Raw genomic sequence first — 12,638 nt, 5'->3', positions numbered from 1 at the left:
TTTAGTGTTATGTTTTAGATTTATAGGTTTTGGTAATGTGGACATGCCCTACTCAGGCAAAGCTTAAAGAATAGTTGAATAATGATTGATTCTTATGCATTCTAAAGTAATGAACTTAGATTCGTGAAAAACACCAAAAAACAGTCTATTCTTCATTTCTATCAATTACCTTAACTCTCCCATATAATTTACCGGTAAATTGGTGTTTAAGTCCCGCCCCCCGCATGAAGAAAAGACGTTTTGCAGGACAATTTTATGACTTCAAGAAAGAAAAATGATATTTCCTATCATCCCCTCGAACAGGTCATTCGGCAAATCCGTCTTCACCTCTTTCCTGCATCTCTATTTTAAGGTTTAAGGCTGTAAACCAATTTTAAGGGGGGTGTTAAGCTCTTGCCTCTATTCTGTGTGTCTATCGGAAGGGGCACAATCACCTTGATGTTCATTTAGCCCAAAAATAAGCTCTTTTAAAAAGTCGGTCGTGTCTCATCATAGGTGTAAATTCACCTCCCATTTTATATTCCTATCCAGCCTCATAATTTCAACGATGAACGACTCATAGCTCCCCCTCTCATACCTCATCTTCATAAGCAGATTGCCAAGATTCTCTGCTCCTCTTTCACTCCACTTCATCCACCTGTTTTTCATCCTCTTCGCTATCTCACCCATCTTCCTCTCCATTCGATTGTTGTGCCATGGAATCGTTATTCCTTCAAGCTTTTTGTAGGCAAAGAGAAGAATACTCTTAATGTGTTTCCTGAAGAACCTCGAAACCTCCAGTAGCCTTTGGATTCCATCTCCTCAACGAATTCACTCAGGGTCTTCTCTGCCTTCTTTATTCTGCTCTCTAAATCAGGCTTGTCGAGGGAATTCTTCAGTCTTAGCAGGATTCCCTTTACTTCATTCACGTACTGCCTTCTTGTTTCGAGATCAACTTTAGGCTCCCACAGCTTGTAGTTGACTTCTCTCCATACATGGATCAGGTCTATCTGCCTTTCTTCAGCTTTCAGCTTTCTGTCAGCATCTCCCAATGCTATCAATCCTTTAAGTTCTTTCTCCACTCTCATCCTCTCTTCTTTGTTTACTCTGACAACTACGTTCTCCCCTTCAAAGATTGTTAGCTCAATCTTTCCATTCCATGAATGGAGCTTTGTAGAGTCTTCAGCAAAGTAAGTGCTGGCTGAAAGTTCTCTTTCAACTTTCTCTCCCAGTTCTTGAACATACCTCCAGATTGTTTGGTGAGAAGGAGAAGAAGTGAAGCGGTTGATTTCATCCCTCGCATCTCTGTATGTCATTCTTAAGGCAGAATCAACTGAGATGGCTTTGATGTCTGACTGGTACTTTCTTCTGCTTTCGAATTCTACAAGGCTGTACAATGGTATGCCTTTCCCTCTTATCCTTGCCAGATGAAGGGTTATCTCTCCAAGCAGTGTTACAATTGTTCTTTTTGCATAACCATTTCTGTGCTCTTTCCCTCTTTCGTATCTCTTTCCGCAGTATTCCTCAACAAGCTTCTCGTTTATCTGCTCAAGGATTTGTTTGAGGATCATCCTTGCTATTTCGAGGACTATGAGGACAATTGCAGTTAGCGAAATCTTTTTATCGTATTCGATTGTAAGGGTCATCGCAGGTATTTCGACTTTTAGCGTAGGCACAGAGGGTGGGGTTGAATCCCTGCCCTTAAAAAATTTCCACCTTTGTTGTTACACCACCAAAAATTCACAAAATGCAACTCTAACCATCTCCTTTCCATCGTAGAACTCGACCGTTTTTTCAACCCCATTAAACCTTGGCTGCAAGTCGGATATATCGTCACCAAGCTTTTTGAGAGCAATCAGGGCGTAAACAGTAAACTCATTGTCTTTTACCTCATCAATCTTCTCTCTCAACTTTTTCGCAGGGTTGGGATAAGCATCTTTCACGATTTCAGCCAGCCTATCAATTCCGTACGCAACGTATTTCCTTTCAACCTCCGAGTCGTCCAGAAGGGAGACGTACTTGTTTTTAAAGCCTTCAAAAACATCCGGGTTGTTTCTCCCTATTTCTGCAATGCCGAGAGGCGCGCCGACACAGTAAGCACCGCTCTCATCGTTCAGATGCCAGAACAGCCTTAAAATCAGGTTTCTCGCCTTTTCACCCTTTACTTTCTTCCCGAGAACTTCTGCAGCCCTGAACCTCAGAATCTCTTCAGGATGGTACAAAAAAGAAATGAGCTTTGAAGGCTTAAGCTCCTCAAGATTCATTTGTTCTCGAAGTATACGGTTGCTGTTCTCGGGGTCTTCCCCTTCTTGATCAGGTGGTAATCGGCATAGGTGAGAACCTCTGTATCCTTAATCACTTCGGCATCAACAACTTCCCCAATGAAAAGCGTGTGGGTGCCGACATCACACTCCTTGACAACTTTCGCCTCAATAACAGCCACGGCATGCTCGGTAATGAGCGGAACTCCGGTTTTTCCAGTCTTATACTCTATGCCCTCAAACTTGTCGAACTCACTGCTCTTCCTGAATCCAAACCTTCCGATGAACTCCATCGGTGTTTCCAGTTCAAGAATGGTGACTCCAAAAGCACCGCTTTCCTTCACAGCCTTGTGCGTGTCGTTCTCCTTGTTTAGACATGCGGCAATCTGTATAGGCTCGCTGGTAACCTGAAAGACAGTGTTTGCTATCTGCCCAGCCTTCCTGCCGTCACTTGCAGAGGTTACGATGTAAAGTCCGTAGCTTATCTTGTAAAACGCCGTAACGTCCATAATATCACCTAAAAATTAAAGGGAAAGTAAATCTTCGGCTACATAGTAAGCTTTGGGATGTCCGCAGCTTGGACACTTTTCTGGAGGCTCAGTTCCGTAGTGGATGTAACCGCACTCAAGACAGACCCACGCGACTTCCTTATCCCTCTTGAAGTATGTGCCGTTTTCAAGCTCTGTCAGCAGTCTGCGGTATCTCTTCTCGTGGTGCTCCTCAGCCTTGGCAATTGCTCTGAGCTTGCTTGCAACCTCTATTAGCCCTTCTTTCTCAGCCTCATCAGCGAACTGCGGATACATTTCTGTATTCTCGTAATGCTCCCCTTCAATTGCCGCCTTCAGGTTGTCAACAGTTGTCCCCCAAACAAGCGGTACCTCAGCCTCAACTTTAATCGCTGCTGCATCACCCCTGAGCTGCTGAATGAGCTTTAGCAGATTCTCCGCATGCTCCTTCTCATTTTCTGCAGTCTCCAGAAATACTCTCTGGATGAAAACGTAGCCCTCATCCTTCGCTACCTTTGCATAAAAGGTGTAGCGATTCCTCGCCATACTCTCTCCAATAAACGCCTTAACCAAATTCTCAAGTGTCCCCATATTCTCACCCCCTAATAAGCAAGAATGTCCTTCGAGACGAAGTGGTAGTACATCGCCCCGCAGTTGGGGCAAGTTTTGGGTGGCTCCTTACCTTTTTCAGTATACCCACAAACCAAGCACATCCACTCAACCTCTTCATCCCTCATGAACATCTGGTCGTTTTCTATTAGCTCCAAAAGCTTCGCAAACTTTTTCTGATGAGAGGCTTCAACTTTGGTCAAAGTTTTAAACTTCTCGGCAACCTCCTTAAACCCCTCCTTCTCAGCAATCTCTGCGGTCGAAGGGTAGAACTCCTCAGCCTCCCACTTCTCACCCTCAACCGCATACTTAAGATTTTCTGCTGTTGTTCCGAACTTTATCGGAGCCTTTACCTCCACTTCAACCGGTTCGATTTCCAGCTTCTTTATTAGGTTTGCAAATATCTCAGCGTGCTTCTTCTCGTTCTCAATCACTTCTCTAAAGTACTTTGCAACGTAAATGAACTTCTCTGCTTCTGCAATGCTAGAATAAATCTGATACCTGCTTATCGCAAGGCTTTCCCCAATGTAGCCTTTAAGCAGGTTTTTGGGAGTCTCCATATTCTTCACTCACCCTTCCACAGTCCGTGGACATTGCAGTATGCTCTGGCCGAGATTTTGTCAGACATCACGGTGAACTCGGCTTTTGGCTCGTCTCCCGGTTTGAGCTGCTTTCTGTGCACGCAGCCGTCGTCAATCACTTCAATCCACTCTATGAAGTGCTGTTCCTCCATTGGATGAGCAACACTTCCAACCTTAACGATAACTTTGTTTCCCTCTCTCTCAATCACGGGGACGTGCTTCTCCTTGCCCTCATCCGCCGTCTTTTCCTCCAACAACTTCATCGGCTGCCCGCAGCAAACAAGCTGCCCTCTTCCAGCGTGCACAACTTCCACGATATTTCCACAAACCATGCACTTATACACCTGCATAACTTCTGTCACAAAACCACCTCCTCACTCCACAGCAGGAGTAAACTGCCTGAGGGAAAGCTCCTTATCGAGGAAAAGCAAACCTCTTTTATCCTCACCTATCAACCTCAGCTTCTCCACTATCTCCAGTGATGAAGCTTCCTCCTCAACCTGCTCCGCAACGTACCACTGAAGGAAGTTGTATGTTGCGAAGTCCTTTTCACTCATGGCGAGTTCAACAAGCTCGTGAATTCTCTTCGTAACGTTAACTTCATGCTCGTAAACGTGCTCAAAAGCTGCCAGTGGGGAGCCCCAGTCACTTGGAGGCTCCTCCACCGCGTAAAGCTTTACTCTCCCTCCTCTCTCACTAACGAAATCGAACATTTTCATGGCATGCATCAGCTCTTCCTGCCACTGAACTCTCATCCAGTTTGAGAAGCCTTTGAGGCCAATGGAGTCGAAGTATGCCGCCATGGAGAGATAAAGGTACGCAGAATAGATCTCTGCATTTATCTGCCTGTTCAAAGCTTCTACCATCTTTTCAGATATCGATGCCAAACTCACCACCCAATTTGATTATTTTAATCAAACTAATTAAACCTTCGCTGTTTTTCCCTTAAAGGAAATAACGCTATGGCAGATATAATCTTTTTGTTCGATTTTCGAACTTAAAAATACCAGCCCGGAGGAAAAACGATTTTCCTAAGTGGTTTGAATCTCATAAACTCGACAAAGCCCTCAGATCTTTTTTGTCAACTCTTTCGCTCAGCAGAGAGTTTTCCGGATTGCTTTCCCTGCCGAATGCCCACAGCAAGTCGTCGATAACATCTGGCTCAATACCTGCCTTCTCTGATACGAGCATTAGGGACTTCTGCGTCTGCTCTCTGAGAATATTCGTTTCTTCATTGCTAAGCATAATTCCAGCGTTTATTTTTTCCATGATTTCCTCAGGTGGAATCAATATTCCTGAAGAAATTGCGAATCTAACAAGGACGCTGTCAACGGGAAACTTCAGCCTTCCCTTTACGAATCCCTGCCTTTTCAGTATTTTCAGAAGAAGGAAGCTTTTCTTCATCAGAGGATCCTCGTAGGCTTTGAAGATTTTTAACCTCCTGAGAATGTCCTCAATCAGAAAATCTGACCGCCTGAGTAGATTCATGAAGTTTCCGTCGTAGTACCTCAGCAGCTTTTCCGCACAGTCTTTAAGCAGAAAAGCCCTCTCCTCCGGTTTGGCCGCAGTTTTTCCTCTGAAAGTGAAAATCTTTTTTACGGATTCGACATCGATATTTACCAGGTTCTTTGCTGTGAAGAATTCTCGCTCTTTCAATTGCTTTTGCGTGCGAGGTAGAAAAGAAGGTCGGAGCCGTGGTACTTGAAATCTACATCGAATCCGGTTTTGTGGTCGATTGCGACCATGAAGAACACGTAATTTGGGTAAATGAAGTTGTCAGGTTCAGGAAAAAGCTCAGGATTGTCGAAGGTTATCGGTTTGTAGTTCATCCTTTTAAGAATTTTCGCAAGCTCCCTCACCCTATCCTCATCTATCACAGAACAACAACGCTAACACTTTTATAAAACTGTATTCCACAAGTGGTGTGCAGATTGTTGAGGAAGACCTGAGGGGCAACGAGGGCGAAATTAAGCTAATACCTGAGACTCTGGATGACCTCTGGCATCTCCGGTTTATAATCGAAAAAGGTGATGTGGTTTTTGCCACAACGAAAAGGGCGAGCCAGAGCAGTGACAAGCTGAGAAGCGATAAGGAAATGGTGACGGTTAGGCTTGGAATCGAGGTTGAGAAGGTTGAGTTTCACAAGTTCGCCAATCGCCTCAGAGTTTCGGGGAGAATCGTTGCAGGAATAGAGGAATCTGGATACCACACCTTGAACATCACCACCGGAAAGGAGCTGAGCATAATTAAGAAGTGGAAGCCTGAGCAACTCGAAAGGTTGAGGAAGGCTGTAGAGGACTCAAACTGGCCAGAAATTGTAATGCTGACCATCGAGGAAGGTTATGCGGTTGCAGGAGTTTTGAGGCAGTGGGGAGTGGAGGAAATTTTCGAAGAGCGAATGGGCTACGGAAAGGGAATGGGAGATAGCAGGAGAGAGTTCTTCGGGGAGGTTGCTGCCAAGCTTGAGAGCCTTGAATTTAAGTACCTCATTGTTGCTGGTCCGGGATTTGCCAAGAACGATTTCATGGAGTTTCTGAAGGAAAGGTACCCAGAGGTGGCAAAAAATGCGGTTGTGGTGGATGTCTCCTCAGTCGGTTCGAGGGGGTTTATAGAAATCCTCAAAAGGAGAGTTGTTGACAGGATTGTGGGGGAAGTAAGACTTGCAGAGGAGGCTGAGTATATAGACAGGTTGCTGGAAGGCATTGCCAAGGGCGAGAAGGTTGCGTACGGTGTAGATGAGGTTAAGGAAGCACACAACTACAGAGCGATTGAGGTATTGCTGATTGCGGATGAGTTCCTGCTTGAAGAAAGGGAGAAGTGGGACGTTGACAGACTTCTAAGGGAAGTGGAGGAGTCAGGTGGCAAGGTGGTGATAATGAGCACCGAATTTGAGCCGGGAAAGAGGCTAATGAGCCTTGGCGGAATAGCTGCACTCTTGAGATTCAGCATAAAAGGTTAAATAAGGAGCGTTTAGGGGAAGATGAGATATGCGAATCGTGATTGCAGGTGCGGGTGAGGTTGGATACAGTCTTGCAACGTCACTCGCTCCAAACCACGATGTAATTGTAATAGAAAAGGACTTATCACGATTTGATAGGGTTTCCGAGCTTGATATAGTTGCCATTAACGGTAATGCCGCAAATATGAAAGTGCTCAAGAATGCAGGAGTTGAGAAGGCTGACGTTTTTCTGGCAGTTACAGGTGATGATGAGGTAAATCTCCTTTCAGGCCTTGCAGCCAAGGAAGTTGGGGCGAAAAGAGTTATCGTGAGGGTCGAAAATCCGGAATACGTTGATAGGCCGATAGTGAAAGACCACCCACTCGGATACGACGTTCTGATTTGTCCTCAGCTCTCTCTCGCACAGGAAGCAGCCAGAATCATCGGAATTCCGGGAGCGATAGAAGTCGTGACCTTCAGTGGTGGAAAGGTTGAGATGATTGAACTGCAGGTCATGGAGGGTTCGAAGGCAGATGGAAAGACTGTTGCTGAACTCAACCTTCCACCAAACGTGGTAATAGCCTCGATTTACCGGGATGGTCACATAGAAATCCCCCGCGGAGATACGGTTTTGAGAGCTGGAGACAGGGTTGCCATCGTCAGCAAAACTGAGGACGTCGAGATGCTGAAGGGTATCTTCGGCCCTCCTGTAACCAGAAGAGTCACTATTTTTGGTGCTGGCACGATTGGGAGCTACACGGCAAAAATACTTTCAAAGAGCATGATGAGTGTAAAACTAATAGACTCAAACATAGAGAGGTGTGAAGCACTAAGCAGCGAGCTTGATGGTGTGAGAATAGTCTGCGGCGATGCTACCGACATTGAGTTTCTCATTGATGAGGAGATAGGCAAGTCTGATGCTGTCCTTGCAACAACAGAGAGTGATGAAAAGAACCTGCTGATATCTCTGCTGTCTAAAAATCTGGGTGCTAAGATTGCAATTGCAAAGGTCGAGAAAAGGGAATATGTAAAGCTTTTCGAAGCGGTGGGTGTGGACGTTGCACTAAACCCCAGAAGTGTAACGTACAACGAGGTCTCAAAGCTACTCAGAACGATGCGTATAGAAACTCTGGCTGAGATAGAAGGGACAGCTGTGGTGGAGGTGGTTGTCAGGAACATGAAGCTTGTTGGAAAAGCTCTGAAAGATTTGCCACTTCCAAAAGGCACCATAATAGGTGCAATCGTGAGAGGGGATGAATGCATAATCCCAAGGGGAGAAACCAGAATAGAGTACGAGGACAGACTGCTGGTTTTTGCAAGCTGGGATGAGATAGAAAAGGTTGAGGAGATATTCAGATGAACCTCAGGCTGACTGTAAGCATACTCGGGAAACTACTGATGCTGTTCTCATTCTCCTTTACTCTGCCATTGATAGCTGCCTACATCTACGGTGAACCCTACTATCCGTTTCTGCTTCCAGCAGCACTTTCGCTCTTTGTTGGATTACTTATGGGATACGGAATTAAAACTGACACAGAACTGGAATCTTTAAGGCATAAGGAGAGTTTTGCGATAGTGGGGTTGATCTGGCTCCTCATGTCGATTTTTGGGTCGGTACCATATGCTCTGTTTGGAATCAATGGTGTAGATGCTTTTTTCGAGTCAATGTCCGGTTTCACCACAACTGGTGCTTCAGTTTTGACTCCTGAAGAACTTCCGAAGTCTCTGCTCTTGTGGAGGAGTCTGACGCAATGGATTGGTGGAATGGGCATCATCGTCCTTTTTCTGGCCATCTTCCCTAACGTTGCTAAAAGAAGCACGGTGCTGTTTCAGGCAGAGTATCCAGGAGTGAGTTTGTCGAAGATTAAGCCAAGAATAAGGGACACGGCCTTGTCCCTCTACAAGGTTTATCTTCTCCTGACCGTTGCTGAGATTGCCCTTCTTTACGCTTTGGGCCTCTCTCTGTTCGATGCGGTCAACCACACCTTCACAACTCTTTCCACAGGTGGTTACTCAACACACTCAGAAAGTATAGCATTCTTCAACGATGTCAGAGTGGAGGCAGTTATAGCCTTTTTTGCCTTTCTCGGTGGTACGAATTTTGCGTTGATTTATTTCCTGCTCTCAGGAAAACCTGTGATGTTTAAAAACACTGAGTTCAGGAGTTACGTCTGTTTCTTATTGATAGCATCGGTTTTAATCACTGCTGTCAATCTGGAAAGATACAGTGTCTTTGAGTCGCTCAGATACTCAATTTTCCAAGCCATATCAATCATGACTACTACCGGTTTTACCACTGCAGACTTCGACACATGGAGCGACTCCGCAAAACTGATTCTGCTTATTTTGATGTTCATTGGAGGGTCAAGCGGTTCTACGGGAGGAGGTATAAAAGTTATCAGAATCTATCTTCTCATGAAGTACGCAATCCACCAGATTTTGAGGGCTGCAGAGCCGAGAACTGTTAGAGCGGTAAAATTTGAGGGGAAAGCCATTAAAAAGGAAGTTCTGGATGACATTGCAGCATTCTTCGTCCTTTACATTTTAATCTTTGCCGCTTCATCGGTTCTAATATCCCTTTCTGGATACGACATACTAACATCCCTATCCGCAACAGCAGCAACGCTTGGCAATGTTGGGCCAGGTCTTGGCCTGGCGGGAGCTGCGGAGAACTATGCGTCTTTCCCTCAGCCGACCAAGGTTCTGCTATCCCTTAACATGTGGATAGGCAGACTGGAAATCTTTACCGTTGTGTCATTGCTCATACCGACCTTCTGGAGGGAGAGGTGGTAGGGAAAATTTGGAAATAAAATTGCAACTTGATTTTACTATTGTTTGAAATATTTGCGAGGTTTTTTAATTTTGATATGTTAGAAAAGGAAAAGTTTTTAAAAAATACTTATCACCTTCTATCATGAATGTATTGGGCGTGGAAGGAGAGAACATCAGAGAGGTGGATGTGACTAAAATAAACAGAGTGTGGACGAAATTTTACGATGAGGGCGTTAGGGCAAACATCGATTATCCCGTAATACCAGCATATCGAATTCTGGATGATGCTGCAGCTTCCGACCCTGACAAAATCTGTTTTGAGTTTTTCGGGACGAAGTGGACTTACAAGCAGATGAAAGAGGCTTCAGATAAGGTGGCTAGCTTTCTTTTTGACATTGGCGTAGAGAAGGGCGACAGAATTGTTGTAGCTCTGCCAAACATACCCCACTATGCAATCATCGCCAACGCGATATACAAGGTGGGGGGTATAGTGGTGCAGTGCAATCCGATTTACACGGAGAGAGAAATAAGATACATCGTAAAGAACAGCGGAGCGACGAGGATGTTTGCGTTTGAAGGGATGTATCCAAGAATCAGACCACTGATTGAGGATGGCACACTCGAAATGGTCGTGATTTGCAGAATTGAGGATTTTCTGGGTTTTGTGATGAGCGCTCTTTTCAAAGCTTTCCTGAAGAAGAAGATGGTGGGCAAAATTGATATTGACAGGAGAAAAGAAATTGTTTTCTGGCAGGATGTTTTGAAGTACGAGAAGACGGATAGGAGAGCGGAAATTAACCCAAAAGAGGATGTGGCAATGTTCCAGTACACTGGCGGCACGACGGGCTTTCCTAAAGCAGTGATGCTCACCCACTACAATCTAGTCGTAAATGCTTATCAGGTCGCTGAGTGGGACACCAAAACCACACCAAATGACGTGGCAGTGGGCTGTCTTCCCGTATTCCACGTTTACGGAATGACGATGCTCAACACCTCGGCAGTTTTGAGGATGAAGGTAATTCCGATCCCCGATCCGAGGGATGTTGAGGCCATACTGAAGGCCGTTCACAAATACAAAGCCACAACCTTTACCGGAGTTCCGACGATGTTCATAGCCATGCTCAACCATCCTAAGCTCAGCAAATACAACCTGACGAGTCTCAGGGTTTGTGTCAGCGGTGCAGCTCCTCTTCCTGTTGAGGTTAAGAGGAAATGGGAGGAGATCACGGGAGGCAAGCTTGTTGAAGGTTACGGATTGAGTGAAGCCTCACCTGTGACGCACTGCAACCCGCTTTACGGCCAGAACAAGGCAAGCAGCATAGGTGTGCCCTACCCAGACACATATGCGGTTGTTATTGATGAAGATGGAAACATCCTTCCGCCCGGTGAGGAGGGGGAGCTTGCAGTTTACGGCCCTCAGGTGATGAAGGGCTACTGGATGATGGAGGAGGAGACTGAGAAGACTCTGATCAACGGATGGTTGCTGACAGGAGACATGGCGAAGATGGATGAAGATGGCTACTTCTACATAGTTGACAGGAAGAAAGACATGATAGTCGCCGGTGGTTACAATATCTATCCAAGAGAGGTTGAGGAGGTGCTTTTCGAGCATCCTGCTGTTGCTGAGGCAGCGGTTGTTGGCGTTCCTGATCCTTACAGAGGTGAAACGGTCAAGGCATTCGTTGTTCTCAGACCTGAGTATAAGGGGAAGGTTACGGAAAAAGACTTGGACAAGTTCTGCAGGGAAAGGCTGGCAGCATATAAAGTGCCGAGACTCTACGAGTTCAGGAATGAACTGCCGAAATCGCTGGTCGGAAAAGTTCTCAGGAGAGTTCTGAGAGAAGAAGAGGTAGAGAAATTAAAGAAAAAAGGTTAAAGCTTCTCTTTTCTTAAATCTATTATTTGCTTCGTCTCAGGTCCAGTTGATATGAGCGTTACTGGAACCTTGACGTCCTCTTCAACCTGCTCTACGAATTTCTTCGCCTTTGATGTCAGCTTCTCCCACTCAGTAACACCGTAACACTCCTTGTCAAGCTTGTCCACACCGGTCAGAGCAACCTGTGTGGCACCGTTAACCATTGCAGAGTAGCGGGCAAACTCTCCGTCCCAGTAGCCTATCCTTCTCCTTCTCCCTGTAACTGTACCGTACTCAACTATCCCGAGCTTCTCAGCCTCCTCCTGAGGCATTTCAGTCGGAAACGGCCCTGCTCCAACTCTGGTCGGGAAGCACTTGAACACAACTATGACATCATCGACTCTTGTTGGCCCAACTCCCACGTCTGAGGCTATTGCTGAGGCAGTGGTGTCTTTTGAGGTCACATAAGGATAAGTGCCGTAGTAAAGGCTTAGTCCAAAGCCCTGACTCCCCTCTACCAGAACGAACTCACCATTCTCTATCGCCTGGTTCACCTCAAGAGGGACGTCTGTAAGAAAGTCCTTGAGCTCAGGGATGTCTTTCGCCTGCTTCGCAACTCTGTTTACCCTATCAACATTTGCCGGCCCACAACCGGTTCCGGTTGTGCCGATTTTCTTGCTCAGATGCTCGCTGCCCTTGTCCGCCTCAATATGCTTCGGCTCGATGATTGCACACCTGTAGTCGACTCTCGCTCTATCCGCCACCTTCAAAAGCTCAACCTCTTTCAGAAAGACCTCAGGATTGACAAGAACTCCTGCACCGATGAGAAGTTTTGCGTTCTTGTAAACGAACCCGGACGGAATCATTCTCACTCCAAACTTCTGACCGTCAATCTCCACTGTATGACCAGCGTTGGGTCCAACTCCGCCTCTTGCAATTATAACAGGCTTGTCGCTGTATGCAACGTGAGCAACTATCTTTCCCTTTCCTTCATCTCCCCAGAATCCGCCAACAATTATAGTAGCACCCATAACACTGACAGTTTTTTGCAGTGTTTATTTGGTTTGCGATTTTTTGATCTCTAACTCCTATGTGGGCTTCCGCCAGGGTTCCATATTGTGAATCTTCTACGGGTTC

At 45.8% G+C, this 12,638-nt stretch carries 15 protein-coding genes; 4 read left to right on the top strand and 11 right to left on the bottom strand.

Features of this window, described 5'->3' with window-relative positions:
- Positions 1–489 precede the first annotated feature (489 nt).
- The 10 genes from H0Z19_RS09930 to H0Z19_RS09885 form a co-directional block, all read right to left on the bottom strand.
- Positions 490–681 carry a hypothetical protein gene (locus tag H0Z19_RS09930; RefSeq protein ID WP_290726232.1) on the bottom strand — a complete coding sequence of 64 codons (192 nt, stop codon included), beginning with the start codon at positions 679–681 and terminating at the stop codon, positions 490–492.
- A 23-nt stretch (positions 682–704) separates the two neighbouring features.
- Positions 705–1,655, bottom strand: a complete 951-nt coding sequence (locus H0Z19_RS09925) for a transposase (protein ID WP_290726231.1) — start codon at positions 1,653–1,655, stop codon at positions 705–707.
- A gap of 48 nt (positions 1,656–1,703) precedes the next feature.
- A complete protein-coding gene (locus tag H0Z19_RS09920; RefSeq protein ID WP_290726229.1) occupies positions 1,704–2,243 on the bottom strand; it encodes a DVU0298 family protein in 540 nt (179 codons plus the stop codon).
- Positions 2,240–2,749, bottom strand: coding sequence for a flavin reductase family protein (locus tag H0Z19_RS09915; protein WP_290726227.1), 510 nt, complete (start codon positions 2,747–2,749; stop codon positions 2,240–2,242). Before H0Z19_RS09915 ends, H0Z19_RS09920 begins: the two co-directional genes overlap by 4 nt.
- A 15-nt stretch (positions 2,750–2,764) precedes the next feature.
- Entirely contained in the window at positions 2,765–3,337 is a 573-nt protein-coding gene (rbr, locus tag H0Z19_RS09910) for a rubrerythrin (RefSeq protein WP_290726225.1), read from the bottom strand.
- A gap of 11 nt (positions 3,338–3,348) precedes the next feature.
- Positions 3,349–3,915, bottom strand: coding sequence for a rubrerythrin family protein (locus H0Z19_RS09905; protein WP_290726234.1), 567 nt, complete (start codon positions 3,913–3,915; stop codon positions 3,349–3,351).
- 5 nt (positions 3,916–3,920) lie between these two features.
- On the bottom strand, positions 3,921–4,286 hold the full coding sequence (locus H0Z19_RS09900) for a desulfoferrodoxin (protein ID WP_365892690.1): 366 nt from the start codon (positions 4,284–4,286) through the stop codon (positions 3,921–3,923).
- Positions 4,287–4,310: 24 nt separating this feature from the next.
- The gene (locus tag H0Z19_RS09895) at positions 4,311–4,802 is read right to left on the bottom strand and encodes a ferritin (RefSeq protein ID WP_365892688.1); all 492 of its coding nucleotides are present in this window, start codon (positions 4,800–4,802) and stop codon (positions 4,311–4,313) included.
- 181 nt (positions 4,803–4,983) lie between these two features.
- The gene (locus tag H0Z19_RS09890; protein WP_290726220.1) at positions 4,984–5,592 is read right to left on the bottom strand and encodes a queuosine salvage family protein; all 609 of its coding nucleotides are present in this window, start codon (positions 5,590–5,592) and stop codon (positions 4,984–4,986) included.
- Positions 5,589–5,813 carry a hypothetical protein gene (locus H0Z19_RS09885; RefSeq protein ID WP_290726219.1) on the bottom strand — a complete coding sequence of 75 codons (225 nt, stop codon included), beginning with the start codon at positions 5,811–5,813 and terminating at the stop codon, positions 5,589–5,591. The genes H0Z19_RS09890 and H0Z19_RS09885 overlap by 4 nt, the downstream gene beginning before the upstream one ends.
- Positions 5,814–5,860: 47 nt before the next feature.
- Between H0Z19_RS09885 and H0Z19_RS09880 the strand changes: the two genes are divergently transcribed.
- From H0Z19_RS09880 to H0Z19_RS09865, 4 genes are all read left to right on the top strand, one after another.
- The gene (locus H0Z19_RS09880) at positions 5,861–6,895 is read left to right on the top strand and encodes an mRNA surveillance protein pelota (RefSeq protein ID WP_290726217.1); all 1,035 of its coding nucleotides are present in this window, start codon (positions 5,861–5,863) and stop codon (positions 6,893–6,895) included.
- Between the two features lie 28 nt (positions 6,896–6,923).
- Positions 6,924–8,234: a Trk system potassium transporter TrkA gene (trkA, locus tag H0Z19_RS09875; protein WP_290726215.1), complete on the top strand. Its 1,311-nt coding sequence runs from the start codon at positions 6,924–6,926 to the stop codon at positions 8,232–8,234.
- The gene (locus tag H0Z19_RS09870) at positions 8,231–9,667 is read left to right on the top strand and encodes a TrkH family potassium uptake protein (RefSeq protein ID WP_290726214.1); all 1,437 of its coding nucleotides are present in this window, start codon (positions 8,231–8,233) and stop codon (positions 9,665–9,667) included. Before trkA ends, H0Z19_RS09870 begins: the two co-directional genes overlap by 4 nt.
- 121 nt (positions 9,668–9,788) lie before the next feature.
- A complete protein-coding gene (locus tag H0Z19_RS09865; RefSeq protein WP_290726212.1) occupies positions 9,789–11,522 on the top strand; it encodes a long-chain fatty acid--CoA ligase in 1,734 nt (577 codons plus the stop codon).
- Here H0Z19_RS09865 and H0Z19_RS09860 read toward each other — a convergent pair.
- On the bottom strand, positions 11,519–12,532 hold the full coding sequence (locus H0Z19_RS09860; RefSeq protein WP_290726211.1) for an adenylosuccinate synthetase: 1,014 nt from the start codon (positions 12,530–12,532) through the stop codon (positions 11,519–11,521). The genes H0Z19_RS09865 and H0Z19_RS09860 overlap by 4 nt on opposite strands.
- Positions 12,533–12,638 lie beyond the last annotated feature (106 nt).

This window comes from Archaeoglobus sp., assembly GCF_017656475.1.
Lineage (GTDB): Archaea > Halobacteriota > Archaeoglobi > Archaeoglobales > Archaeoglobaceae > Archaeoglobus.
This window is presented reverse-complemented; position numbering and strand designations above follow the sequence as displayed.